This is a genomic window from Bradyrhizobium sp. S3.12.5 (assembly GCF_040548225.1).
Lineage (GTDB): Bacteria > Pseudomonadota > Alphaproteobacteria > Rhizobiales > Xanthobacteraceae > Bradyrhizobium > Bradyrhizobium cytisi.
This window is the reverse complement of sequence record NZ_JBEPRF010000009.1, coordinates 149994-173350: the sequence shown is the minus strand read 5'-3', so window position 1 is coordinate 173350 and position 23357 is coordinate 149994. Positions and strand designations below refer to the sequence as shown.

At 64.0% G+C, this 23357-nt stretch carries 23 protein-coding genes; 17 read left to right on the top strand and 6 right to left on the bottom strand.

Translation table 11 applies throughout. From position 1 onward, the window contains the following. From ABIC09_RS15230 to ABIC09_RS15215, 4 genes are all read right to left on the bottom strand, one after another. Positions 1 to 156, bottom strand: a complete 156-nt coding sequence (locus ABIC09_RS15230) for a hypothetical protein (protein WP_347340241.1) — start codon at positions 154 to 156, stop codon at positions 1 to 3. A gap of 626 nt (positions 157 to 782) precedes the next feature. Beyond that, positions 783 to 1127, bottom strand: coding sequence for a hypothetical protein (locus ABIC09_RS15225; RefSeq protein WP_148754061.1), 345 nt, complete (start codon positions 1125 to 1127; stop codon positions 783 to 785). 284 nt (positions 1128 to 1411) lie between these two features. Continuing rightward, entirely contained in the window at positions 1412 to 1849 is a 438-nt protein-coding gene (locus ABIC09_RS15220; RefSeq protein ID WP_148754015.1) for a hypothetical protein, read from the bottom strand. Positions 1850 to 2021: 172 nt separating this feature from the next. Beyond that, positions 2022 to 2810, bottom strand: a complete 789-nt coding sequence (locus ABIC09_RS15215; RefSeq protein ID WP_354032313.1) for an SDR family NAD(P)-dependent oxidoreductase — start codon at positions 2808 to 2810, stop codon at positions 2022 to 2024. A gap of 202 nt (positions 2811 to 3012) precedes the next feature. Here ABIC09_RS15215 and ABIC09_RS15210 point away from each other — a divergent pair, with 202 nt between their 5' ends. From ABIC09_RS15210 to ABIC09_RS15190, 5 genes are all read left to right on the top strand, one after another. Beyond that, positions 3013 to 3417, top strand: a complete 405-nt coding sequence (locus ABIC09_RS15210; protein ID WP_148754013.1) for a YciI family protein — start codon at positions 3013 to 3015, stop codon at positions 3415 to 3417. 59 nt (positions 3418 to 3476) lie between these two features. After that, on the top strand, positions 3477 to 3842 hold the full coding sequence (locus tag ABIC09_RS15205; RefSeq protein ID WP_354109751.1) for a hypothetical protein: 366 nt from the start codon (positions 3477 to 3479) through the stop codon (positions 3840 to 3842). A gap of 127 nt (positions 3843 to 3969) precedes the next feature. Next, positions 3970 to 4722, top strand: a complete 753-nt coding sequence (locus ABIC09_RS15200; protein ID WP_354109750.1) for a TetR/AcrR family transcriptional regulator — start codon at positions 3970 to 3972, stop codon at positions 4720 to 4722. A 119-nt stretch (positions 4723 to 4841) separates the two neighbouring features. Next, on the top strand, positions 4842 to 5336 hold the full coding sequence (locus ABIC09_RS15195; protein ID WP_148754010.1) for a DUF2852 domain-containing protein: 495 nt from the start codon (positions 4842 to 4844) through the stop codon (positions 5334 to 5336). A 186-nt stretch (positions 5337 to 5522) separates the two neighbouring features. Further along, positions 5523 to 5702 carry a hypothetical protein gene (locus ABIC09_RS15190; protein ID WP_354109749.1) on the top strand — a complete coding sequence of 60 codons (180 nt, stop codon included), beginning with the start codon at positions 5523 to 5525 and terminating at the stop codon, positions 5700 to 5702. Positions 5703 to 5730: 28 nt separating this feature from the next. On the opposite strand, the gene ABIC09_RS15185 is transcribed toward ABIC09_RS15190, so the two are convergent. Continuing rightward, positions 5731 to 6894, bottom strand: a complete 1164-nt coding sequence (locus ABIC09_RS15185) for an acyl-CoA desaturase (protein ID WP_354109748.1) — start codon at positions 6892 to 6894, stop codon at positions 5731 to 5733. Positions 6895 to 7365: 471 nt separating this feature from the next. Between ABIC09_RS15185 and ABIC09_RS15180 the strand changes: the two genes are divergently transcribed. Beyond that, complete coding sequence (locus tag ABIC09_RS15180) at positions 7366 to 8076, top strand: SDR family NAD(P)-dependent oxidoreductase (protein ID WP_354109747.1); 711 nt, start codon at positions 7366 to 7368, stop codon at positions 8074 to 8076. 40 nt (positions 8077 to 8116) lie between these two features. On the opposite strand, the gene ABIC09_RS15175 is transcribed toward ABIC09_RS15180, so the two are convergent. Then, positions 8117 to 8635, bottom strand: coding sequence for a DUF2231 domain-containing protein (locus ABIC09_RS15175; RefSeq protein ID WP_354032308.1), 519 nt, complete (start codon positions 8633 to 8635; stop codon positions 8117 to 8119). A 399-nt stretch (positions 8636 to 9034) separates the two neighbouring features. On the opposite strand from ABIC09_RS15175, the gene tolQ reads away from it, so the two are divergent. The 11 genes from tolQ (at position 9035) to ABIC09_RS15120 (ending at position 23324) form a co-directional block, all read left to right on the top strand. Next, entirely contained in the window at positions 9035 to 9751 is a 717-nt protein-coding gene (gene tolQ, locus ABIC09_RS15170) for a protein TolQ (protein ID WP_027532430.1), read from the top strand. A 43-nt stretch (positions 9752 to 9794) separates the two neighbouring features. Beyond that, entirely contained in the window at positions 9795 to 10247 is a 453-nt protein-coding gene (gene tolR, locus ABIC09_RS15165; protein WP_148754006.1) for a protein TolR, read from the top strand. A 4-nt stretch (positions 10248 to 10251) separates the two neighbouring features. Then, entirely contained in the window at positions 10252 to 11211 is a 960-nt protein-coding gene (gene tolA, locus ABIC09_RS15160) for a cell envelope integrity protein TolA (protein WP_354109746.1), read from the top strand. A gap of 23 nt (positions 11212 to 11234) precedes the next feature. Continuing rightward, positions 11235 to 12602 (top strand): Tol-Pal system beta propeller repeat protein TolB, encoded by a 1368-nt coding sequence (gene tolB / locus ABIC09_RS15155; protein ID WP_354109745.1) that lies wholly within the window; start codon positions 11235 to 11237, stop codon positions 12600 to 12602. A 245-nt stretch (positions 12603 to 12847) separates the two neighbouring features. Beyond that, positions 12848 to 15184, top strand: coding sequence for a putative bifunctional diguanylate cyclase/phosphodiesterase (locus tag ABIC09_RS15150; RefSeq protein WP_148754003.1), 2337 nt, complete (start codon positions 12848 to 12850; stop codon positions 15182 to 15184). A 169-nt stretch (positions 15185 to 15353) separates the two neighbouring features. Next, positions 15354 to 16082 (top strand): N-acyl amino acid synthase FeeM domain-containing protein, encoded by a 729-nt coding sequence (locus tag ABIC09_RS15145; RefSeq protein ID WP_148754002.1) that lies wholly within the window; start codon positions 15354 to 15356, stop codon positions 16080 to 16082. A gap of 253 nt (positions 16083 to 16335) precedes the next feature. Next, a complete protein-coding gene (pal, locus tag ABIC09_RS15140; protein ID WP_148754001.1) occupies positions 16336 to 16824 on the top strand; it encodes a peptidoglycan-associated lipoprotein Pal in 489 nt (162 codons plus the stop codon). Between the two features lie 184 nt (positions 16825 to 17008). Beyond that, a complete protein-coding gene (ybgF, locus tag ABIC09_RS15135) occupies positions 17009 to 18028 on the top strand; it encodes a tol-pal system protein YbgF (protein WP_354109744.1) in 1020 nt (339 codons plus the stop codon). A gap of 70 nt (positions 18029 to 18098) precedes the next feature. Continuing rightward, positions 18099 to 19172 (top strand): tRNA lysidine(34) synthetase TilS, encoded by a 1074-nt coding sequence (gene tilS, locus ABIC09_RS15130; RefSeq protein WP_354109743.1) that lies wholly within the window; start codon positions 18099 to 18101, stop codon positions 19170 to 19172. 242 nt (positions 19173 to 19414) lie between these two features. Beyond that, positions 19415 to 21337 (top strand): ATP-dependent zinc metalloprotease FtsH, encoded by a 1923-nt coding sequence (gene ftsH / locus ABIC09_RS15125; protein WP_148753998.1) that lies wholly within the window; start codon positions 19415 to 19417, stop codon positions 21335 to 21337. A gap of 487 nt (positions 21338 to 21824) precedes the next feature. Continuing rightward, positions 21825 to 23324, top strand: coding sequence for a DUF8728 domain-containing protein (locus ABIC09_RS15120; RefSeq protein WP_354109742.1), 1500 nt, complete (start codon positions 21825 to 21827; stop codon positions 23322 to 23324). Positions 23325 to 23357: the final 33 nt, after the last annotated feature.

Genomic DNA, 23357 nt, shown 5'->3' with positions numbered 1-23357 from the left:
TCAGCGGATCGATCCGGTCACGTCCTCTCCCGGCGGCTGCGTCACGCAGCTGCGGCAGATCACGAGCTTCGAGCCGAGTTGCCTGTCGTTCTCGGCCTCGATCTCGTCTTGCACGGCCCACCATGCGTCGGAATAGGGACGCAGCCTGGCCAGCACCCGTTGCCGCTCAACATTGGGATCGCTCTCAGGTGCTGAGTGATTCGCAAGGCGGCGTTTTGTGACAGCAGAACGATTGGGATCCTGACCGAGTCCGTCCCACGCGATCGGACGACGCTCCGCCGCCGGCGCGCTTGCGCATCCCGCGAGCGCTGCGCAAAAACTGAGCAAGACGAGAATATGTCGAGCCATGCCGAACCTGCCGTGCGCTACGCCACGCAAATCCGCGTGGAAAACTTTGCATCGCGACGCTTACCCGGGACTTAAGGGAAAACGACGACACCGGCATGGCCGAAAGGAGATTCGTGCGCTCGATTCACTTTGCGAGAACAGCGCGAGCGGGTTTGTGACATGAAGCGAATTGCATCGCACAACAACTGGCGCAAGATTAGGCTGTGAACTTCGCGCCCGAATCGCTAACTTTGTTCACAATACCTACAAATTAGGGTGGGGCGTGACTTGGAAGGGAGCGACCGATGGCGGCGGCGCTACAAATCAATTTTGCTCTGTGGGGAATGCTGATCTGCGCCAGCGTGAAGCTCGCGCCGGTGGTGCAGGTCGTTTTTCAGTAGACGGCCACGGCTCCCCGTGCACTGCGTATGGTTGTCGGCGCATGACGCCATGCATCAGCTGATGAACAGCGCGATCAGCATGAAGCTCATGCCCACCGCGACCATCATGGGAACAATAAAGTCGCGCTGACGTGACGGTCGTCGCGGCAACGGCCTTCGTCGTCGCGGCGTCTCACTCACGTGCGCAGCCGGCTCCGACGGCGCGAGCGAGACCTTGGCGTCCGAGCCGGTGTACTTGACGTACAACTCGAGCAGCCGCAGTTCCGACGTCAGGTCGATCAGGCCCTCGCGGTCGCGCCGCGACAGCTCCTCGAATTCGAGGGTTTCTTCGGAGCTCAGCGGGCCGAGGACGATCCGTCCCTGATCCGACAGGCGATAGCGAAAATCGATGGACTCCATATGGATGCTATTTGAAAATGACCGATCTCGAAAAAGTGGAACCACCATATTCCGCCGCCGCTGCCGAGATATGACGGCCCGCAGCCATCGCGAGCCGGGTAGGCCTCGGTCTGGCCTGCATCATCATAGGCGCTGGGAAAAAGCTGGAAACCGCGTAAATTGTGCACGCGTTGCGAAGCACCTGAGCGGATTTCGCTCCGGGAGGGCCGAAATCGCCGGGAATTGCCTAATCGTCGGACAGCGGAGGATTCATCGCGGTCACACCGCCGCCTGCAACCGAATTGTCATCGGCAGCGCGGATAGATCGCGGCGAGGTCGCGCCCCTTCAGTAACAGCAACCGCGAGGTGAGGCCGCCGCGACGGCTGATCCAGTCGCGAACGGGGCCCGGATATGCCGCAAGCACGGCTTCGGATGCTTCCGGCTCAGCATAGAAGAGGCCGCGCCGGTCGACCGAACGCGCGGCATGGAAACCGAGCACGGCGCGCTTGGTGACGCAGATGCGTTCGCGCGGCACGATGCTGAGCACCAGCGTGCAGGCCGACAGGCAGGGACCGTCGATCACCACGCGGTCGCCGCTCTCGCGCACCTTCTCGAACAGATCGAGGAACGGCCCGACCTCTCCGCCGGGACTCTGGATGATGCGGATCTCGGCCCTGGCCGGGACAGAAGCGAGCAGGGCGGTTGCGAAGATCCAGGCTTTGACGAATGCAATGCGTCGCATGAAGTCTCCACCAACTCGGTTCCGCGGTCCGGAAGGGTGGGTTAGCACTGCGGCTGCGCGAAGCGCAGTCCCGCTGGCGTAACCCACCACTTTTGTCGCCGCGTGAGAAGAGGTGGGTTACGCCGAGCAGATGCGCATCGCGCATCTGCAGGGCTAACTCACCCTGCAAGATTTACCCGTTCCGCCGCTCGCCGCGCAGCGTCGGCAGGCCGATGCCGGCTGCATCGAAGCCCCCATCGACGGCCAAAATTTGGCCGGTGATGTAGCTCGCACGCTCCGAGCACAGGAAGAAGATCGCTTCCGCGAGCTCCTCCTCCAGGCCGTAGCGGTTGAGCGGGATGGCGTCGTGATAGTCGGCGCGGATTTCCCTGGTGTGCACCTGCTTCGCCATCGCGGTGTCGACCGGCCCTGGTGCGACCGCATTGACGCGGATGTTGAGCGAGGCGAGCTCGACCGCGAGCTGCTTGGTGAGGTGCGCAAGCCCGGCCTTGCTGGTGCCGTAGGCCGAGCGCAGCGTCGAGGCGCGCACGGCTGAGATCGAGGTGATGTTGACGATAGCGCCGCCGCCTTGCTCGCGCATCAGCGGGGCGGCCGCCTTGGTGCAGAGGAACGGGCCGGTGAGGTTGACCGCCATGATCCTGTTCCAGTCGGCATCGCTGGTCTCCAGCACCGGCGCAAACATGGCCACGCCGGCATTGTTGACGACCGCATCGAGCCGGCCGAAGCGGCTCATGATAGCGGCCATTGCAGCTCCCACGGCGGCGGCGTCCGACACGTCGCAGGTGATCGCCAGCGTATTGTCGGGATTGTTCAACGCCGCTGTCGCGCCAGCCTGCAGCTCTCCCTCGATATCGAGCAGCACCACGCGCCAGCCTTCGGCGAGAAAGCGCTTCACCGTCGCCAGCCCAATCCCGCGCGCGGCGCCGGTGATGAGGGCAACTTTGGCGGGGGAGGAGGTCATGACGCGGTCCTTTGCTCGGACCCGCGGCATGACAGTTTAGCCGGTCCCGCGCAAGGGATCACGATGAGCGATCAGAATTTGGGGCTAGCGCCGCAATGACCTCCGAATAATTTTCACGGCCCTGTCTGCTTGGTAAAAGCTCGTTCGTCTTACCAGGGAGCGCGGGCCATGCGGCCCGCTTATGTCCTCAGTGAGGAACCGCATGCGATTCATGATGCTGATGATCCCGCTCGGCTACGAGACCGCGCCGGCGGATGTACAACTCGATCCCGAACGCGTCGCCGCGATGATGCGCTACAATGAGGCGCTGAAGGATGCCGGCGTGCTGATCACGCTGGACGGCCTGCATCCGCCGTCGACGGGCGCCCGCGTCTCGTTTGCGACCGGCGTGCCTATCGTGACCGACGGCCCCTTCACGGAGGCCAAGGAAGTGCTGGGCGGCTACTGGATGATCGAGGTCGGCTCGCGCGAGGAGGCGATCGCCTGGGCGAAGAAGTGCCCGGCCTCGGCCAATGAGATCATCGAGATCCGCCAGGTGCAGGAAATGTCCGACTTTCCGCCGGAGGTGCAGGCGGCCGCCGCCGGTTTCGACGATCTGAAGACCTAACCACGGCGGTCGCGCCGGAAGCGCGGCTGTCGCCCATTCATCAACAAGGGAGAGAACCGATGAGCGCCGAACACAAATTCCTCGCCGTCTATCTCGGCAGCATGAGCGGGTCGAAAATGGCGGCCTGGAACGCGCTTCCCGAGGCCGAACGGAAGGCCAGGGAGCGCGAGGGCATGGCCGCCTGGCATGGCTGGGTCGAGAAGCACAAGGACGTCATCGCCGAGATCGGCGGTCCGCTCGGCAAGACCCGCAAGATCGATGCGAGCGGCATCACCGAGGTCAGCAATGCGCTGACCGGTTTCACGGTGGTGCGGGCTGCCTCGCAGGAGGCCGCTGCAAAACTGTTCGAGAACCATCCGCACTTCGCGATCTTTCCCGGCGAGGCCGTCGAGGTCATGCCCGTGCTGGCCCTCCCGCAGATGTAGGTCCGAGAACGTCGTGTCCGGGCGCGATGCTGCCGCATCGGCCCGGGCCTGACCGTGGAAGTACGGGTTGATCACGCCCCATCGCCGCTAGTGACCTTGACCGCCGGCTCATGTAAAGGTCGTTCACATGAGCTGGCGCAAGGAGCAGGGCCGCGCCGAGCGCGGCTATCACCACGGCAATCTGAAGGAAGCCCTGTTGCAGGCTGCCCTCGGGCTGATCGCCGAGAAGGGCGCGGCCGGCTTCACCTTCGCCGATGCCGCGCGCATGGCCGGCGTCAGTGCTGCCGCGCCTTACCGGCATTTTCGCGACCGCGACGAGCTGCTGTCCTCGATCGCCCAGCGCGGTTTTGAGCAGTTCGAATCGCGTCTCACGGCAGCCTGGGACGACGGGCGCCCCGACACCGTCACCGCGTTCGAGCGGGTCGGCCGGGCCTATCTCGCCTTCGCCCGCGAGGAGCCGGCTTTCTACAACGCAATGTTCGAATCCGGCCTGCCGGTCGATGCCAATGCAGCGCTGCAGGCCGCAAGCGAGCGCGCTTTTAACGTTATTCGCGCTGCCGCGGAGCGGCTGGCGGCGCTCGCCCCGCCCGGCACGCCGCGTCCGCCGGCGATGATGATGGCGCTGCACATCTGGTCGATGGCGCATGGCGTGGCCTCGCTGTTCTCGCGTGGCGATGCCGCGCGCCGAAAACTGCCGATGTCCCCGGATGAGCTGCTCGAAGCCGAGTTGCTGATCTATCTGCGCGGCCTCGGCTTCCCGACCGACCGCCGGCCGCAGGCGAAAAGCGCAGAGCCGCCGCCGGTCCCGCCGGAGGCATCCTCCGGTTCTGGCGTGCCGCCCGGCGGTGCTCCAGCTGGTCCTTGGGGCAAGCCGAAATAAAGTTGCGCAAATAATTCCGCGGACCTGTCGGGCCGCCGGCTTGACAAAATCGCGGGATGGTCTAGCTATGTAAATGTTATTTACATTCACAACGGCAGATGCCGTGATGGAGAAGGGAAATGGCCTACACCGCTGATGTCAATCGCTGGCGCGGCCCCTCGGACCAACAGCAACAGTATGAGCGGCCCCACATGCTCGATACGCCATGGCATCCCGGCTGGATTGCCGTGACCATCCTCGGCTTCATCATCTGGTGGCCGATCGGACTCGCCCTTCTCTTTTTCACACTCGGGAGCAGAAGAATGTCGTGCTGGAGCAACCAGGATCGCTGGCAGAACAAGATGGAGCGGATGCAGTACAAGATGGACCGCATGCGCGGCCGCATGGAGCGCCGTGGTTTCGGCTTCGGCTTCGGCCCGCCGTCCTCCGGCAACCGCGCCTTCGACGAATACCGCACCGAGACGCTGCAGCGGCTCGAGGAGGAGCAGGTCGAATTCAAGAACTTCCTCGATCGTCTGCGCCACGCCAAGGACAAGGAAGAGTTCGACCAGTTCATGGCCCAGCACAAGACGCGTCCGACCCCGCCGCCGCCGACCGACCAGCCGCAAGGCTAAGCCCGGGGCCGACACCTCTCAAAGCCTTCAGGCGCATGCCCCCAAAGTCCTGATGGCCCGAGCCGCCCGCCTGCGCATCCCGCAGCCGGGCGGTTTGGTTTTAACAGCCGGCTAGAACCTGGATCCCTTCATCCGGCACTAAGACTTGCGCGCGCCGTCTCATTGAGGCGCGCTGCTGATGTCTGGATGGCGCTTATGGACTTCACCACCCGCCTATTGCTCGGCGTGACCGCCTTCGCGGTGCTCGGCTATATCAGCTTCGTTTATGGCAGCTGTGCCGTCGATCCCGACTGTCATCTCCGCACCTGCGGCCGCCAGGTCTGCGGTGTCGTCCACAGCCACGCTCAGGACCGCGCGGCGCCATAGAACCCCTTCCCCACGCGGCCCGCGAGCTTCAGCGCACTGTCACGAGCTGCGCGCGGACCGACGTCAGGAAGTGCTCGTAGGCGTGGTCGACGATCTCGTTGAGTGATCGGGTCCGCGCGAACATCGCCTTGGCTTCAGCGAGAAACTCGTCGCGGGTCGGAATCCTCGGCAGATGCAGGTGTGTCAGCGCATCGACGCCGTCATGCGCACGATCGAGGATGTCCTGCAGCGTCGGCAGTTGCAACGCGGCCAGTTCGGCCCGCTGTAGCGCGGACGAGATCGCGTGCGCGAGAGCGTGCGCATCGAACCGCCCGGCAAGCTCGCGGGCCGCACGATTGATGACACGTGCGCCAAGCGGCTGCTCGTTGCGCAGCACCAGCTCGGGTGGCGTCTTCATGTTCCAGACGATTCCGAACCAGGACAGCACCTTCAGGACGTAATAGGTCACGTCGATTTCCCACCAGCGAAAGCCTTGTCGCACGCTGCTCTGGTAGGCGTGGTGATTGTTGTGCCAGCCCTCGCCCAAGGTAAGCAGCGCCAGCAGCCAGTTGTTGCGGGAATCGTCGCCCGTCACGTAGCGCTTGCGTCCATGCACATGCGCGAGGGAATTGATGCAGAAGGTCGCGTGATAGACCAGCACCGTGCTCCACACGAAACCGACGACCAGACCCGACCAGCCCGCAACCAGGAAGCAGAGCACCGCAAGCGCAACGGCCGGCAGAAGCTCAAGCCGGTGCAGCCACATCAGCTCCGGATAGACCGCGAGATCGCCGACTTTCACCAGGTCGGTCGTGTCGTGCCGCCGGTCAAAGATCCAGCCGAGATGGCTGTACAGGAACCCGCGCTGACGCGGTGAATGCACATCGTGCTCAGTATCGGAATGCAGATGATGGTGCCGATGCTTGGCCGCCCACCACAACACGCTCTTCTGCGCGGTGCTTTGCGCAAGCCAGGCCAGGATGAACTGAAACACCCGGCCGGTCGCAAAGGCCTTGTGCGAGAAATAGCGGTGGTAACCTGCGCCAATTCCAAACATCCGCACGACGTACAGCGAGCCGCAGATCGCGAGAGCCTGCCAGGTGACGCCTGACCAGATGGCCGCAATGCAGCCGAGATGGACCAGCAGGAACGGCACGGCGGAGGGATACATGATGTCGTCGTGTTGGTCGTCGGCGGGCGCGTTGGGCGACATGTCTAGGCGTGACCTTGGGTGAGGGGTCTCGTGTCGGCAGCGAGGGCCGCCGGGTACGAAAAACCCGCGGATGGCTGACCACCGCGGGGTCTCGAAAAGAGATGCTTTTGCGTCAACATCCCCCGGCCAAAGCTGCGTCGGCCGACAATTCAACGATTATATGGTCCCGGATGCCTGGCTTGCAAGCACGTAGCCTCACGGGGACCTGCGGCATGGTGCTCGGATAGCGACAGTTCCGCTGACGTGGCGTGGCGCGCGGCTTGCCCACGGCCTATATTCGATCTGTACGTAAAGTACCGGAGGCGGCGATGATGGCGGCTGCGACGGCGACCAACAACAGTCTCTGGCAGACGATACGCGACCAGGCGCAGCGTGCGACGAACTGTCCCGACCCTGCTTCTGCGGCGTGAGCCATTCACCCCAGCCTGAGCCAGTCACCTCCTCATCAGCGTTCAATCGTCGGAGCGTGCAATGAAGACAGCAATCGTGATCGGCGTCGGACCGGACCGCGGCCTCGGCGCCCAGCTCTGCAAGCGTTTTGCTGCCGAGGGGCTCAGGGTGATCGTCGCGGGCCGGACGCCGTCGGCGTTGCAGGCGGTCGTGGACGACATCGCAAAGGCCGGCGGTGTGGCCACGCCTGTCGTCGCGGACGCGACCAAAGAGAGCGACATCACTGCCTTGTTCGATGCCGCCGGCGAAGACCTCGACCTCGCGATCTACAACGCCGGCAACAATACGCCGGGAAAGATCATCGAGATGGACGCCGGTTATTTCGAGAATGCCTGGCGCGTGGTTTGTTTCGGCGGCTTCCTGTTCGGCCGCGAAGCGGTGCGCCGCATGGTGCCGAAGAAGACCGGCACATTGCTCTTCACCGGCGCCAGCGCCTCGCTGCGCGGACGCTCCGGCTACGGCGCGTTCAACTCGGCCAAGGCAGGCGTGCGCACGCTGGCGCAGGCCATGGCCAAGGAATATGCGCCCGACGGCATCCATGTCGGCCATGTCGTGGTCGACGGCGCGATCGCCGGCGACAAGATCTTCTCGCGCTTTCCCGACGCCGCAGGCCGCGAGGACAGCCTGATCAGCATCGCGGGCATCGTCGATGCCTTCGAATTCCTCTACTGCCAGCCCGAGCGGGCCTGGTCGTTCGAGCTCGACGTCCGGACCTCGAAGGAGAAGTGGTGAGGGACCGGGCTTGCGGTTCTGCCGTTGACGTCCCGCTCGCTCAAGCCGCGCGCCGATGGCTCTCGCCGCCATGGTGCGGCGTGACCGGCTCCGAACTGGTCTGGCCCGGGGCGTCCACGACGGCAACGTGATGCCGGTAGACCATCTCCCAGCCCTTCCATCCCGTGAACAGGAGGATACCGACGACGATCAGCGAGAGCACCACGCCCCACGGCTTGATCGCGGCCTCGGCGCCTTGCGCGTAGCGGAGATAGAAATTGATCAGGGCCAGCACGACCGCGGTGAGATTGCCGGCCATGTGGTACCAGGCATCGTTGAGGTTGCGAATGCGGGAATCGCTCAAGAAGTCGGTAAAGCCGGCGACGGCGGCAGCCAGCGCCATGACGATACCGGCGCCGATCAGCCACATTGCGGCCCTGGCCCAGAAGCCGTCGCCGGTTCCAATGAAGGCCAGGTCCGCGATGGGCGCGGCGACCAGGAAGGCCACAGGAAACGGGATGAGCATGGGGTGGAGCGGGTGCTCGCCGATGGCGGCGGTCGTCTTGGGGTTGATGGTCATGGCAAAACCTCGCCAAAAATGAACGTCCGGATAATCCACCGGGGCGAGAGCTGGTTCCTCCAAGCCGTGGTGTGAGCAACCGCCGCGCCCGCAGCTTGCCAAACCGCTGCATTGCCTACCTTTCTCGCAGCCAAATGCGGTCCCGGTAACTCCGCATTAACCATCGTCGGGGTCAGGTAAAAGCCGGTAAGTCGCGCCCAAAGGCTTAGTCGAGGCCCTTAGTTTTGACATCTTGGCGGGGAATGCAGGCGACGGCTTTGGACAAGCCCCTGCACCCCAGAAAGACAAGGCTTTGAACGGGCTTGCCGGCCGCGCCGGTGCTAGCGCGGCTGTTGGGGAACCGGCCGCCATTCGGCTCACCGGGGCATAGGTAACGATCGCCTTGAGAGGATACTGCTGATGAATCCGGCCGACGTGGCTCAGTCCGCCCTTCCGGTTGCCGCCTCCGCCGACGTGTCGCTGATCGCGCTGTTCTGGCAGGCTCACTGGATCGTGAAATGCGTCATGCTGGGCCTGCTGTCCTGCTCGGTCTGGGTCTGGGCCATCGCGATCGACAAGATCTTTCTTTACGCGCGCACCCGGCGTTCGATGGACCGGTTCGAGCAGGCGTTCTGGTCCGGCGAGTCGATCGAGGAGCTTTATCGCACGCTCTCGGCCAAGCCGACCCATTCCATGGCGGCCTGTTTCGTCGCCGCGATGCGCGAATGGAAGCGCTCTTTCGAAAGCCACGCCCGCTCGGTCGCGGGTCTGCAGATGCGCATCGACAAGGTCATGAACGTCTCGATCGCCCGTGAGGTGGAACGGCTGGAACGCCGGCTCCTCGTGCTCGCGACCGTCGGCTCCGCCGGCCCCTTCGTCGGCCTGTTCGGCACGGTCTGGGGCATCATGTCGAGCTTCCAGTCGATCGCGGCGTCGAAAAATACCTCTCTGGCGGTGGTGGCGCCCGGCATCGCGGAGGCGCTGTTTGCGACCGCGGTCGGCCTTATCGCCGCCATTCCTGCCACTATTTTCTACAATAAGTTCACCTCCGAGGTGAACCGGCAGGCCCAGCGGCTCGAGGGCTTCGCTGATGAATTTTCGGCCATTCTGTCGCGTCAGATCGACGAGCGGGGCTGACGGACGGTATGTATAGTGTGAAGGCGAGATTGGGCACCAAGCCATGGGCATGAACGTAGCCAGTTCGTCCGGAGGCGGCGGACGCCGCGGCCGGCGCAAGCCGGTCATGGCCGAGATCAACGTCACGCCGATGGTCGACGTGATGCTGGTGCTGCTCATCATCTTCATGGTGTCGGCGCCGCTCTTGACCGTGGGCGTGCCGCTCGACCTGCCGCAGACCCAGGCCAAGAGCCTCGACCAGAACGACCAGAAGCCGCTGCAGATGTCGGTCGACATCAAGGGCAAGGTGTTCATCAACGACGCCGAGGTGGCGCTGACCGATCTGATCCCGAAGCTGAAGGCGATCACGGACGCGCGCGGCGGGCTCGAGGAACGCATCTACCTGCGTGCCGACAAGAAGGCGGATTACGGCACGGTGGCGAGGGTGATGGGCTTGTTGTCGGGCGCGGGCTTCAAGAAGCTGGCGCTCGTCACCGAGGCGGATCAGGGGTCCTAAGCCGGTGAAGGTGAACGTCGACAAGACACTCGTTGCGTCGATTGCCCTCCACGTCCTCGTGTTTGGATGGGGGTTAATTACCTTTAGCAGCAGCGCTTTCGCACCGGCGGAAGAGTCGCTTCCGATCGACATCATCTCTAGCGATCAGCTGGCGCAAATCACCAACGGGCAGAAGACCGGCAAGAAGGAAGAGCCGAAGCCCAAGGTCGAGAAGATCGCCGAGGCCAAGCCCGAGGAAGACGCCGTCGGCAAGGTCACCGAGAAGAAAGAGCTGATCAAGACCAATTCGATGCCGGAGCCGCCGCCAAAACCCGTCGAGAAGCCGGTCGAGAAGAAGCCCGAGCCGCCGAAACCCGTTGCCGAGGCCAAACCGAAGGAAGAGCCGAAGCCGGAAGAAAAGAAGCCTGATCCGGCCAAGGAAGATCCGATCGCCGAGCTCCAGAAGAAACTGGAGACAAAAAAGCCGCCGCCCAAGCCGCCGCAGCCCAAGGTCGCGGCCGTGCAGCCGCAGCAGCAGCCAAAGCCCAAGGAACGCACGTTCGATCCTGCACAGATTGCTCGCGACCTCGACAAGCGCGATTCGACGCGGCACGAGCTCACGGGGACAGCGCTGAACGCGTCGGCTTCCCTTGGGTCGACAACCGGAACCGCCAACAACAACGTCGCGACCTGGCGGGGCGCGTTCATGACGGCGGTCAGACGTTGCTTCAACTCCACGTACAACGGGCAGGACGCAGATCAGTATGCGGCTGATATCGACATTCCCATGAAGATCGACGGAACGCTGGCGTCAGAGCCGATCATCGTTGCGGTGAGGGGACCGTCGCGGTCGATTGCCCAGGCCATTGCCGAAAGCGCGAAGCGTGCCATCGTGCAGTGTCAGGTCTATTCGTTCTTGCCGAAGCAGCAATACGAAACCTGGAAGAAGATCGAGACGACTTTCACCCTCAACGATACGCTGTGATATCCGAACAAAAGAATTTTCCGATGAATGACGTCCGACCGATCAACCGCCGCCGCTTCATGACCCTGACCGGATCGGGGCTCGCAATGCTCGGGGGCGGACGTGCCTTCGCCCAAGCTTCGCAGGGACGGCTCCGCATCGATCCCACGGAGTTTCGTCCGATCCCGATCGCGATCACCGGTTTCGTGGCGGGCTCGCCCGCCGACGGCGATGTCAGCAACGGCGTCACGCAGGTCATCACCAACAATCTGAAGCGCTCCGGCCTGTTCGCCCCGATCGACCAGGCCGCCTTCATCGAGCGCATCAGCAACATCGACGTCGCGCCGCAATTCCAGAACTGGAAGACCCTCAACGCGCAGGCCCTCGTCACCGGCCGCATGACGCGGCAGCCGGACGGCCGGCTCAAGGCCGAATTCCGCCTGTGGGACGTGGTCACCGGCCAGCAGCTCGCCGGCCAGCAATATTTCACCTCGCCGGAATATTGGCGCCGGATCGCCCACATCATCTCCGACCAGATCTACGAGCAGATGACCGGTGAGAAAGGCTATTTCGACAGCCGCGTCGTGTTCGTCGACGAGTCCGGGCCGAAGGAGCGCCGCGTCAAGCGGCTCGCGATGATGGACCAGGACGGCGCCAATGTGCGCTATCTGACACGTGGCGCCGACCTCGTGCTGACGCCGCGCTTCTCGCCGAACTCGCAAGAGATCACCTATATGGAGTTCGGCCAGGGCGATCCGAAGGTCTATCTGTTCAACATCGAGACCGGCCAGCGCGAGATCGTCGGCAATTTCCCGGGCATGACCTTTGCCCCAAGATTCTCGCCGGACGGCCAGCGCGTCATTATGAGCCTGCAGCAGGGCGGCAATTCCAACCTGTTCGTGATGGATTTGCGCTCGCGCTCAACCACGCGCCTCACCGACACGCCGGCGATCGACACGTCTCCGTCCTACTCGCCTGACGGCACTCGCATCTGCTTCGAGTCCGATCGCGGCGGCAGGTCGCAGATCTATGTGATGGCGGCAGGCGGCGGACAGGCGCAGCGCATCTCCTTCTCCAAGGACGACAACAACGCCACCTACTCGACGCCGGTATGGTCGCCGCGCGGCGATTACATCGCCTTCACCAGGCAGGGCGGCGGGCAGTTCTCGATCGGCGTCATGAAGCCGGACGGCTCCGGCGAGCGGCTCCTCACCTCCGGCTATCACAATGAGGGCCCGACCTTCTCGCCGAACGGCCGCGTGCTGATGTTCTTCCGCGATCCCGGCGGCAATGGCGGTCCGTCGCTGTTCTCCGTCGACATCTCCGGCCGCAACGAGTTGAAGGTGCCGACGCCGGGCTTCGCCTCCGATCCGGCCTGGTCGCCGCTGCTGTCCGCGACCGCAGGTCAATAGACCGCGCGCGTCCCGCAACGCGCGATGTTTTTCGAAAAGAAGCGCCGATTTTTCGGGTTTCTGCGTGCCCGGCAAGCTTTCATTCACCTTGAGCCCGGCAAGGCTTGCCTAGTTGCTTGATATTCCAGCAGAAACAGCTTCGCTATTGCCGAAAAACAACTCGACTTTAACGATGTTCCCTCAGAAAGGCTTCATCTGGTCTGGGTAAAAGTACCCGTCAAACAGGACGCGCGTACAAAACCAAAATGCAGTTCGCAAACCAGACCGGAAAATCCGATCGAGGACAGACGGCGCCCCCGGTGTCGGCGGCGCTGAATGATTCCCTGTTCGAAGCGCCCGGTCCGCTGCTTGCGGGTATCGTCTTCGTCGCCATCGGGGCCGCCATCACGGCGCTGAGGACCGGACAAAACCTGACCTGGGCGACGGTGGCACTGATCATCCTGGCCGGAGCTCTCCGGTTGTTCGATCTGCGACGCTTCCTGCCGCGCAAAGCCACCCTGACTGCCGAAGAAGCCGTGCTCTGGCAAAGGCGCTATCTGATCGGCGCGCTGATCCAGGCCGGTGCGATTGGAACGTGGTGCGGGCTCGCTTTGGTGAGCACTGACGACGCCGTCGTCCACATGATCGCCCTCTCCATCACCACCGGGATCGTCGGAGGAGGCGCTGGACGAGCCTACGGACGGCCGTCGATATACCATCTGCAGGCCGGCCTGATGTTCGGTCCCGCCGTCATCGCGCTCGCGTCGCACGGTACGCCCTACTACATCGCCATGGCCCTCGTGAGCGCCGCATTCCTGCTGGCGATCATGCAGCTCTCGGCCAATCTGCACAGAATATTCATGCGCGCGGTCGTGGCTCGGGAGCGCGAAGCGGCGCTTGCGGGCCAGTTCGATACCGCCCTGAACAACATGCCGCACGGTCTGTGCATGTTCCGCGTCGACAGGCAGCTCGCGGTGATGAATCACCGGTTCAGCGAGATGCTGGACCTCCCCAGCGATCTCGCCCGGAACGGCATCAGCGCGCGTGATATCCTGGCCGCGTGCGTCAGCTCGGGCTCGATCTCGGCCGCGAGCGGCGAGATGATCGTCACCGAGATCGAGAATTCGCACGCGAACGAGATCGTGACCGTCGATCCGGACGCGGAGAGAAATCGGTCATTGTCCTGGACGGTCCAGCCGATGGCCGACGGCGGCGCAGTGCTGCTGCTCGAAGACGTGACCGAGCGGTGCAATGCCGAGGCCAAGATCACCCATCTTGCCCGTTACGACGAATTGACCGCGCTCCCCAACCGCGTCCATTTCCGCAACGAGATCGATTCCTTGCTGGCGGCCTCGCGTCATTCCGACCGGCTCTCCGCGCTGCTGTTCGTGGACCTCGACCAGTTCAAGCAGGTCAACGATACGCTCGGTCATCCCTGCGGCGACCAGCTGCTCTGCGCGGTGGCCAACCGGCTGCGCGAGATGCTGCGGCCGGAGGATTTCGTCGCCCGCTTCGGTGGCGACGAGTTCGTCGTGTTCCAGCAGAACATCAATGCGGCCGAGGATGCCGCCAGCCTTGCCCGCCGCATCGTCGAACGGCTGAGCGAGCGCTACCGCATCGACAATCATCTGGTCGAGATCGGCGCCAGCGTCGGCATCGCGCTGACCTCGCCGGAGGGTGTCAGCGCCGACACGCTTTTGAAGAACGCCGACATGGCGCTCTACCGCGCCAAGGCCGACGGCCGCGGCACGTTCTGCTTCTTCCGCGACGAGATGGCGGCCACCGTCGAGGCCCGGCGCATCCTCGAGCTCGACCTGCGCAAGGCGCTCGCCAACGAGGAGTTCGAGCTGTTCTACCAGCCGCTGGTCAATCTGAAGACCGGCAAGATCTCCACCTGCGAAGCGCTGCTGCGCTGGAATCATCCGGTGCGCGGCACGGTCTCGCCGGTCGACATCATCCCGGTCGCCGAGGACATGGGCCTGATCGTCGATCTCGGTCGCTGGATCTTGCGCCGCGCCTGCATGGAATGCATGAAGTGGCCGGATGGCGTCAGCGTCGCCGTCAACTTCTCGCCGCAGCAATTCCACCAGCGCGACGTGCTGAGCGAGATCCGCTACGCGCTCGAAGTCTCGGGCCTGCCCGCGCACCGCCTCGAGATCGAGATCACCGAATCCTCGCTGCTGCGCAATACCCAGCTCACCCATGATATCCTGTCGCAGCTGCACGCGCTCGGCGTGCGCATCTCGCTGGACGATTTCGGCACCGGCTATTCGAGCCTCAGCTACCTGCACAACTTCCCGATGCAGAAGGTCAAGATCGACCGCTCCTTCCTCGAGGGCATCGACACCGACCGCCCGCTGACGCTGCTCCGCGGCGTGGCGCGGCTGTCGGCCGATCTCGGCATGGCGGTCGTCGTCGAGGGCATCGAGACCAACGAGCAGCTCGAGCTCGTGAGCGCCGACGGCACAGTCTCCGAAGGGCAGGGCTACCTGTTCAGCCGGCCCGTTCCGGCCGTCCGGATCCGTCAATTGCTCGACGCCTCGCATGGTCGCCGCATCGGAGACGCTCAGATCGTCTCGATCTCCTCGCGGTCGTTCGGCTAGCGTCGCACTCCCGGCCCTCGCCATTTCCTCCATGTTTCCCTGTATTTTCCCGAGGTTTTGCGGGCGATGATCCTTAACCCTAACGGTTCGAACCCTTTGCAATTCGGTTAAGGAGTCATTAATCTCGTCCACACTCGCGGAAGTTGCCCTGAGTGGGCGGGAGTATGAGATGAAGTCAGGAGCCGAGCCGCGCGCGCCGCTCGAAATGCGAGGGGCGGGGTTGTTCGACCGCCTCGACTATCGCCTCATCGAAACTCCCGAGGACCGTGATGCCGTCTACGCGATGCGCTACAGGGCGTATCTGCACGGCGGACTGATCTCACCATCGGCATCTCAACGGATCATCGACACTTACGACGATGCACCCAACGCCTGGATCTTCGGGATCTATCTCGACGGAGAACTCTGCAGTTCTCTGCGCCTTCACGTCCTGACGTCAGAACGGCGGATGTCCTACACCACGGAATTGTTCGGCGATGTTCTCAACTCTCGCCTCGATCGAGGCGAAGTTTTCGTCGATCCCGCGCGTTTTGCGGCAGATCCGGACACGAGCCAGCGGTTTCACGAGCTCCCTTATCTGACGCTGCGGCTGGCCTATCTCGCCTGCGATCATTTCAATGCCGATCTCGGACTGGCGATGGTGCGTACTGACCACCAGGCGTTTTATCGCCGGATCTTCCTGCATGAGACCCTCACCGAGCCGCGTCCGTTCCCCGGCTGGCATTCGAGGAAGGTGGTCCTGATGGCCTCCGATTTTGCAAAACTCCGGGAGCGGGTCCTGACCCGCTTTCCCATCATGCGCTCGAGCGCCTTTGAGCGAAGGATGCTGTTCGACCGTGCCGCCCAGACCCAGGCCGTGTCCCGGCCGGTGCTCGTTCCGGCCATTACCGTGGCCTGATCGGGCCACGCCGGTTCCCGCCGGAGTCCCCGCGCCCAAAATTCCAGCAGAGCCGGGGATTTTGCCGGCTAACGCCGCTTGCCTTCACCCTCGCGCCACATTTACAACCCATTAACCACAATGGGTGCTTTTCGCTGGTTGGGGGCATTTGACCGGCTGAGGCAAGGTTCCGTCAAGGTTGACGGAACGTTCGCTTAACCAACCCCCTGTAGACCGGACAGCAGTGGACGAACGTGAGCGTGGAGGCTCCGGAATGAAATATCCTATGCGTATCCTCCAGGGATTGAAGCTGGCCGCGGTGCTTGCCATCGCTCTGTCAATGGGCGCCTGCGCCAACAAGAACGTGGGTATGGACGCGAATGCGAGCGCGGCGACGCCGGGCAGCCAGCAGGACTTCGTCGTGAACGTGGGCGACCGCGTGTTCTTCGAGAGCGACCAGACCGATCTGACCCCGCAGGCGATCGTGACGCTGGAGAAGCAGGCGCAGTGGCTGCAGACCTATCCGCGCTACTCCTTCACCATCGAAGGTCACGCCGACGAGCGCGGCACCCGCGAATACAACATCGCGCTCGGCGCCCGCCGTGCCCAGTCGGTGCGCTCGTTCCTCGCCTCGCGCGGCATCGATGCCAACCGCATGCGCACGATCTCCTACGGCAAGGAGCGCCCGGTGGCCGTGTGTAACGACATCTCCTGCTGGTCGCAGAACCGTCGCGCCGTGACCGTGCTGAATGCGAGCTCCTGACACTCAGTCAGCAGCCGTTCATCTTTGGAAACCGAATATGCCGGCGCCCTCTCGGGCGCCGGTTTCGTTTCAGCGATCTGTGACAGAAACCCCGTGGTGCCAGTCACATTTTTGGCGTACTGCCTTTCAAAGTGTGGCGCGTCGCATGTTCCGTCGCAGATTTTGTTTTCGTCGTCAGGGCAAGATGTCATCCAAATTCAAGGCAATTAACGGCACCGTGGCGATCGCCGCGCTGCTCTCTTTGTGCTCGCCCGTATTCGCCCAGTCGGACGACGGCGACCCCGAGATGCGGATCGAGCGGCTGGAGAACCAGCTGCGCCAGCTCACCGGCCAGAACGAAGAGCTGCAATATCGCAACCGCCAGCTCGAAGACCGGCTGCGGGCGCTCGAGGGCGGCGCGCAGGGCGCGCCCGGACAGGCGCCGGCACAGCCCAACGCCGCGGCGGTGCCGCCGGCCCAGGTTGCCCCTGGCTATCGCCAGCAGCCTCCGCAGCAGCAGCAGGCCGCGCAGCCGAATTACGAGCAGCCGCAGATCGCGGCTCCCGCGCCGATCGTTCAGGAGCAGCCGGGCCCCGGCGCGCCCGGCATGCGCCGCCGTGGTGATGCGTTCGACCCGAGCCAGACACCGAATGCGCCCGGCGCGCCGCGCGCGCTCGGTGGCGGTCAGCAGCCGATGCCGGCGGGGGCGCCGCTCGATCTCTCCAACAACGGCGGGCGCTATCCGCAGGCAGCGGCACCGGCCCAGCCCGGCTCTCCACCGGCGCAACAGGGTTACCCGCCGCAAGCCGGCGGCACCGGGCTCGCGACACTGCCGCCCTCGGCGACGCCGCGCGACGAGTTCGACCTCGGCATCGGCTACATGCAGCGCAAGGACTATGCGCTCGCCGAGCAGACCATGAAGAATTTTGCGGCGAAATATCCTGGTGACCCGCTGCTCGGCGACGCGCAATACTGGCTCGGCGAAAGCTATTTCCAGCGCCAGCAATATCGCGATTCCGCCGAAGCCTTCCTCGCTGTCACCACCAAGTACGACAAATCGGCCAAGGCGCCGGATGCGCTGCTGCGGCTCGGCCAGTCGCTCGCCGCGCTGAAGGAGAAGGAAGCCGCCTGCGCCGCCTTCGGCGAGGTCGGCCGCAAATATCCGCGCGCCTCCGCCGGTGTCAAAGCCGCCGTCGATCGCGAGCAGAAGCGGGTGAAGTGCTGAGGCGCCGCACCACACGCTGACAAGGTGGATCGTGCTGCGCTAAACGGTCTGACGATTGCCAGGCAGTGTCATGTCCGACGACGACAATTCTCCGATCTCCGCACGCGCGGCGAAGCGGCTCTTCGCCGAGCTGAAAGCTGCGCCCGCACTGGTGCTCGCGGTCTCCGGCGGGCCCGACTCGATCGCGCTGATGTGGCTCGCCGCGCGCTGGCGGCGCAGCCTCGCGCGCGGCCCGGAGCTCGCCGTCGTCACCGTCGATCATGGCTTGCGGGCAGAGGCGGCGCGCGAGGCGCGCGAGGTCAAGCGGCTCGCCTCTGAGCTCGGATTGACGCACCGGACCCTGCGCTGGCGCGGTGCAAAGCCGACAACGGGATTGCCGGCCGCCGCGCGCGAAGCCCGCTACCGCCTGCTCGCGCAGGCCGCGCGCTCGGCCGGCGCGAGCCACGTGCTGACCGCCCACACCCGCGACGATCAGGCCGAGACCCTGTTGATGCGGCTGCTCCGCGGCAGCGGCATCGCCGGGCTGTCGGCGATGGCGCGCCTTTCGACGCGCGACGGCCTCGTGTTGGCGCGCCCGCTGCTCGACGTGCCGAAATCGCAGCTCATCGCGACGCTGAAGCGGGCCAGGATCGGCTTTGCGGACGATCCCACCAACCGCGACGCGGCCTTCACGCGGCCGCGGCTGCGGGCGCTGCTGCCGCAGCTCGCAGCCGAGGGCGGCGACGCCCGCACGCTGGTCCGTCTTTCGGCGCGGCTCGCCCGGGCGAACGCGGCAGTCGAGGTGCTGGCCGACGGCGCCGAGCGCTTCCTCCGTTTGCGGGATCGCGGCGATGCGCCACAGCCGGGCGTTCGCAGCTTCGAGGCTGCGGCCTTCGCCACCCTGCCCGAAGAAGTCCGGCTGCGGCTCCTGCTGCGGGCTATCGACGCGCTCGGGCATGAGGGCCCGGCGGAACTCGGCAAGGTCGAAACTCTCTTGGCCGCGCTTGATCAGGCCGTTGCAGTGGGCGCCCGTGCATCCAGAAATGGCCGTCCCATCCTGAAGCAGACGCTGGCGGGAGCCTTGATCAGCCTTGCCGGAGGGCGTATCCACGTCGCGCCGGCGCCGGTCCGGCGGCGCAGAGGGGCGCACAAGAGCGGATCATGACACCGGCCGTTTCGACCGCCCGCCGTCAGGACACCTTAACCAGGCAGGAAAAACCCCGGCCTCGACGCCATTATTTCAGCGGGAATCGGCCTAAGATGGGATAAATAGTCCCATCTCGTTCCCTTGGCAGCGACGGGGGCGGCACCTAAATTGTATACGTCCAACCGAGAGGATTCCTTGGGGATTTTCTCTAGTCTGCCCAAGGATGAGGCCGCGATCCGCGCGACCACGAAGGAAGATCGATGAACGCCAATCTGCGCAATTTCGCCCTCTGGGTCATCATTGTTTTGCTGCTGTTGGCGTTGTTCACGCTCTTCCAGAATCCGGGCCAGCGGGCCTCCTCGCAGGACATCGCCTTCTCGCAGCTGTTGAGCGAGGTTGACCAGGGCCGGGTCCGCGACGTCGTGATCCAGGGTCCCGACATCCACGGCACCTTCACCAACGGCTCCAGCTTCCAGACCTATGCGCCGAACGACCCGACGCTGGTGAAGCGCCTGTACGACAGCAAGGTCCAGATCACCGCGAAGCCGCCCGGCGACAACGTGCCGTGGTTCGTCTCGCTGCTGGTCTCCTGGCTCCCGTTCATTGCGCTGATCGGCGTCTGGATCTTCCTGTCGCGGCAGATGCAGGGCGGCGCCGGCAAGGCGATGGGCTTTGGCAAGTCGCGTGCGAAGATGCTGACCGAGGCCCATGGCCGCGTCACCTTCGAGGACGTCGCCGGCGTCGATGAGGCCAAGCAGGACCTGCAGGAGATCGTCGAATTCCTGCGCGACCCCGGCAAATTCCAGCGCCTCGGCGGCCGCATTCCGCGCGGCGTGCTGCTGGTCGGCCCTCCCGGCACCGGCAAGACCCTGATCGCGCGCGCGGTCGCGGGCGAAGCCAACGTGCCATTCTTCACCATCTCCGGTTCTGACTTCGTCGAGATGTTCGTCGGCGTCGGCGCCAGCCGTGTCCGCGACATGTTCGAGCAGGCCAAGAAGAACGCGCCCTGCATCATCTTCATCGACGAAATCGACGCGGTCGGTCGTCACCGCGGCGCCGGTCTCGGCGGCGGCAATGACGAGCGCGAGCAGACGCTGAACCAGCTGCTGGTCGAGATGGACGGCTTCGAGGCGAACGAGGGCGTGATCCTGATCGCCGCGACCAACCGTCCCGACGTGCTCGATCCCGCGCTGCTGCGTCCCGGCCGCTTCGACCGCCAGGTCGTGGTGCCGAATCCCGACGTCGTCGGCCGAGAGCAGATCCTCAAGGTTCACGTCCGCAAGGTGCCGCTGGCGCCGGATATCAACCTCAAGACCATCGCGCGCGGCACACCCGGTTTCTCCGGCGCCGACCTGATGAACCTCGTCAACGAAGCCGCCCTCACCGCTGCGCGCCGCAACAAGCGCATGGTGACCCAGGCCGAGTTCGAGGAAGCCAAGGACAAGGTGATGATGGGCGCCGAGCGCAAGTCGCTCGTCATGACCGAGGAAGAGAAGCTGCTGACGGCCTATCACGAAGGCGGCCACGCCATCGTCGGCCTCAACGTGCCCGCGACCGATCCGATCCACAAGGCGACCATCATCCCGCGCGGCCGTGCACTCGGCATGGTCATGCAGCTCCCCGAGCGCGACAAGCTGTCGATGTCTTTGGAGCAGATGACCTCGCGCCTCGCCATCATGATGGGCGGCCGCGTCGCCGAAGAGCTGATCTTCGGCCGCGAGAAGGTGACGTCCGGTGCGGCCTCCGACATCGAGCAGGCCACCCGCCTTGCCCGCATGATGGTGACGCGCTGGGGCCTGTCGGAAGAGCTCGGCACCGTCTCCTACGGCGAGAACCAGGACGAGGTGTTCCTGGGCATGTCGGTGTCGCGGACGCAGAATGCCTCCGAGGCGACGGTCCAGAAGATCGACTCCGAGATCCGCCGCCTGGTCGAGGAAGGCTACAAGGAAGCGACCCGCATCCTCACCGAGAAGCACGGTGACCTCGAGGCGCTCGCCAAGGGCCTGCTCGAGTTCGAGACGCTGAGCGGCGATGAGATCATCGACCTGCTCAAGGGCAAGAAGCCGAACCGCGAGTCCGTGCTCGAGCCGGCCACGCCGCGCGCCTCCGCCGTGCCCCCGGCCGGCAAGCCGCGCCCGCGGCCCGATCCGGATCCCGGCCTGGAGCCGCAGCCGCAGGCCTGACGCAAGCAGCAGATCGAATTGAAAAACGCGGCGGAAACGCCGCGTTTTTTGTTGGGCGGGTCTCGTGCCCCGGACGCAGCGCAGCGCCTCTTTGACGGTGCGCTGCAGAGCCGGGGCCCATACCGCAGCGGTTCGCGTGGCCTTCTGGGTCCCGGCTCTGCGCAGCAACGCCAAGAGCGTTGCAGCGCGTCCGGGACACGCGAGGGACGCGCGCTGCTGATGAGCTCGAATAACTTGGCGCCGCCTCGTAGGGTGGGCAAAGGCGCGCTTGTGCCGTGCCCACCATCTCTCGGCATCGCGATAGAAGTGGTGGGCACGCTGTCGCTTTGCCCACCCTACGATGTCTCACTTCGCGGCCGCTCCCAGCCTTCCATCACTAACTTAGATCCCCGATTTGCGGGCTCATCACCCGAGGAGCGATTGGTGTATTAACAAAATGTTTTACCTTAGATTGTAGTCCACAGAGGGTAACGGGATCGCCTGACATATGACGAGCGAACTGAGGAGCCGCTGGACCGATGCTGGAGCCTGCGCGCTCATCACAATCGCCATCTTTGCGATCGTCTACTACGTGAACGGAGGCGCGGCATTTCCGACAGACGATGCCTTCATCAACCTGCACAACGCTCAGGTTCTGCGTCTTGGCCGAGACCAGAATTATGAGGGAGTGCCGGCTCTTGTCGGGGCGACGAGCGGCGCGCATCTCGCACTGCTTCTGGTTTTCGAGCAACTGGTGCATCCCGATACTGCCGCGCTGTATGTGCTCAGCTCGCTCAGTGCGGTCACCTATGTGCTCGGCGTATTCTATATGTGCCTCAACATCGGATGTCCTCGGCTGGAAGCGGCGCTGATTGCCTTGGGTAGCCTCGTGTTCGCCGGTACGTTGTTTCAAGTCCTGAATGGGATGGACACCGGACTGGCAATGGCCGCGGTGGCGTGGGACATCAAACTGCTTACGGACAAAAGGCGCACCTTCTGGCTTCCGGCCCTATGCGGCGTCATGCCGTTTGTTCGGCCGGAACTCAGCTTGCTGTCGGCTGCGTCAATGCTCATCGTGTTCTGGGAAAAGGATGCTGCCAACGGCTTCAAAATTGCCGCCGCGGCGGTCGCAGCCCTGACTTCTCTGCCCTTCCTGCTCTGGTATTGGATCGATACCGGCTCATTGGTGCCCAACACCATCAGCGCGAAGATGTTCTTTTTCGCCGAACGCTACCTGGCTTGGTCGGACAAATCCTTGTTGATGCTTTCAGCAGTTTCTCAAGGCGCCCTGATGAGCTTTCCTCTCTTCCTGTGTCTCCGCTTCATGCGACCGGTTGCGGTTGGACGTATGCTTGCGCTCTTTGTTGCCGTCTTTCTTGGTGCCTATTTCTGGAGATTTCCGAGTGGCCTGGTGCACAATGGCGGACGCTATCTGTTTGTTCTGGCGCCGCTCGTACTGTTTGGCACTGCGTGTGGCCTCACCTCGGCGTTTCGCAAGCAAACGCTTTGCATGGTCGCGATTTCGATCTTGTTCCTGCCGCAGGGATTTGTGGCGCAACTCGAGGACTACAGAACCCATATCGTCGGCTTCCGGGAAAGCCTTGCCGATGTGGTGAGATGGATGAATGCAAATTTGCCGGATCGGCCAATGGTCATGGTTCACGACGCCGGCTACGTCGCCTACGCCGGTCATGCTGCGCTGGTCGATTTGGTGGGACTCAAGACGCCTGCCGCAATGGACTTTCACAAGCGAACGACTTACCCGAGCGTCGGTCTGCAACGCTCCAGAGCGGTCGCACAGATCGCGGAAGCATTCCAGCCGCAATATCTGCTGGTGCTACAGGATTGGGACGAGAGATTCCATTTCGTTGAGGGCCTTCGAGGTGTGGGCTGGACGGCGCGAGAGGTCTATGCGGGACATGCGCCGCCGAATACACCTGCAGCGCTCATCTATCACCTCTACGAGTTGAACCGGCCGCTCAGCGGGCTTGCAAGCCCAAGCTCATAGTGCGAGCAGTTCTGCGATTTGGCCTTCCGGCAC

What these genes read in the sequence shown, in the direction of transcription:
- ABIC09_RS15225 (WP_148754061.1), bottom strand. Translation starts at nt 1,127, where the DNA reads ATGGAGTCCATCGATTTTCGCTATCGCCTGTCGGATCAGGGACGGATC.
- ABIC09_RS15220 (WP_148754015.1), bottom strand. Translation starts at nt 1,849, where the DNA reads ATGCGACGCATTGCATTCGTCAAAGCCTGGATCTTCGCAACCGCCCTG.
- ABIC09_RS15215 (WP_354032313.1), bottom strand. Translation starts at nt 2,810, where the DNA reads ATGACCTCCTCCCCCGCCAAAGTTGCCCTCATCACCGGCGCCGCGCGC.
- ABIC09_RS15210 (WP_148754013.1), top strand. Translation starts at nt 3,013, where the DNA reads ATGCGATTCATGATGCTGATGATCCCGCTCGGCTACGAGACCGCGCCG.
- ABIC09_RS15205 (WP_354109751.1), top strand. Translation starts at nt 3,477, where the DNA reads ATGAGCGCCGAACACAAATTCCTCGCCGTCTATCTCGGCAGCATGAGC.
- ABIC09_RS15200 (WP_354109750.1), top strand. Translation starts at nt 3,970, where the DNA reads ATGAGCTGGCGCAAGGAGCAGGGCCGCGCCGAGCGCGGCTATCACCAC.
- ABIC09_RS15195 (WP_148754010.1), top strand. Translation starts at nt 4,842, where the DNA reads ATGGCCTACACCGCTGATGTCAATCGCTGGCGCGGCCCCTCGGACCAA.
- ABIC09_RS15190 (WP_354109749.1), top strand. Translation starts at nt 5,523, where the DNA reads ATGGCGCTTATGGACTTCACCACCCGCCTATTGCTCGGCGTGACCGCC.
- ABIC09_RS15185 (WP_354109748.1), bottom strand. Translation starts at nt 6,894, where the DNA reads ATGTCGCCCAACGCGCCCGCCGACGACCAACACGACGACATCATGTAT.
- ABIC09_RS15180 (WP_354109747.1), top strand. Translation starts at nt 7,366, where the DNA reads ATGAAGACAGCAATCGTGATCGGCGTCGGACCGGACCGCGGCCTCGGC.
- ABIC09_RS15175 (WP_354032308.1), bottom strand. Translation starts at nt 8,635, where the DNA reads ATGACCATCAACCCCAAGACGACCGCCGCCATCGGCGAGCACCCGCTC.
- tolQ (WP_027532430.1), top strand. Translation starts at nt 9,035, where the DNA reads ATGAATCCGGCCGACGTGGCTCAGTCCGCCCTTCCGGTTGCCGCCTCC.
- tolR (WP_148754006.1), top strand. Translation starts at nt 9,795, where the DNA reads ATGGGCATGAACGTAGCCAGTTCGTCCGGAGGCGGCGGACGCCGCGGC.
- tolB (WP_354109745.1), top strand. Translation starts at nt 11,235, where the DNA reads ATGAATGACGTCCGACCGATCAACCGCCGCCGCTTCATGACCCTGACC.
- ABIC09_RS15150 (WP_148754003.1), top strand. Translation starts at nt 12,848, where the DNA reads ATGCAGTTCGCAAACCAGACCGGAAAATCCGATCGAGGACAGACGGCG.
- ABIC09_RS15145 (WP_148754002.1), top strand. Translation starts at nt 15,354, where the DNA reads ATGAAGTCAGGAGCCGAGCCGCGCGCGCCGCTCGAAATGCGAGGGGCG.
- pal (WP_148754001.1), top strand. Translation starts at nt 16,336, where the DNA reads ATGAAATATCCTATGCGTATCCTCCAGGGATTGAAGCTGGCCGCGGTG.
- ybgF (WP_354109744.1), top strand. Translation starts at nt 17,009, where the DNA reads ATGTCATCCAAATTCAAGGCAATTAACGGCACCGTGGCGATCGCCGCG.
- tilS (WP_354109743.1), top strand. Translation starts at nt 18,099, where the DNA reads ATGTCCGACGACGACAATTCTCCGATCTCCGCACGCGCGGCGAAGCGG.
- ftsH (WP_148753998.1), top strand. Translation starts at nt 19,415, where the DNA reads ATGAACGCCAATCTGCGCAATTTCGCCCTCTGGGTCATCATTGTTTTG.
- ABIC09_RS15120 (WP_354109742.1), top strand. Translation starts at nt 21,825, where the DNA reads ATGACGAGCGAACTGAGGAGCCGCTGGACCGATGCTGGAGCCTGCGCG.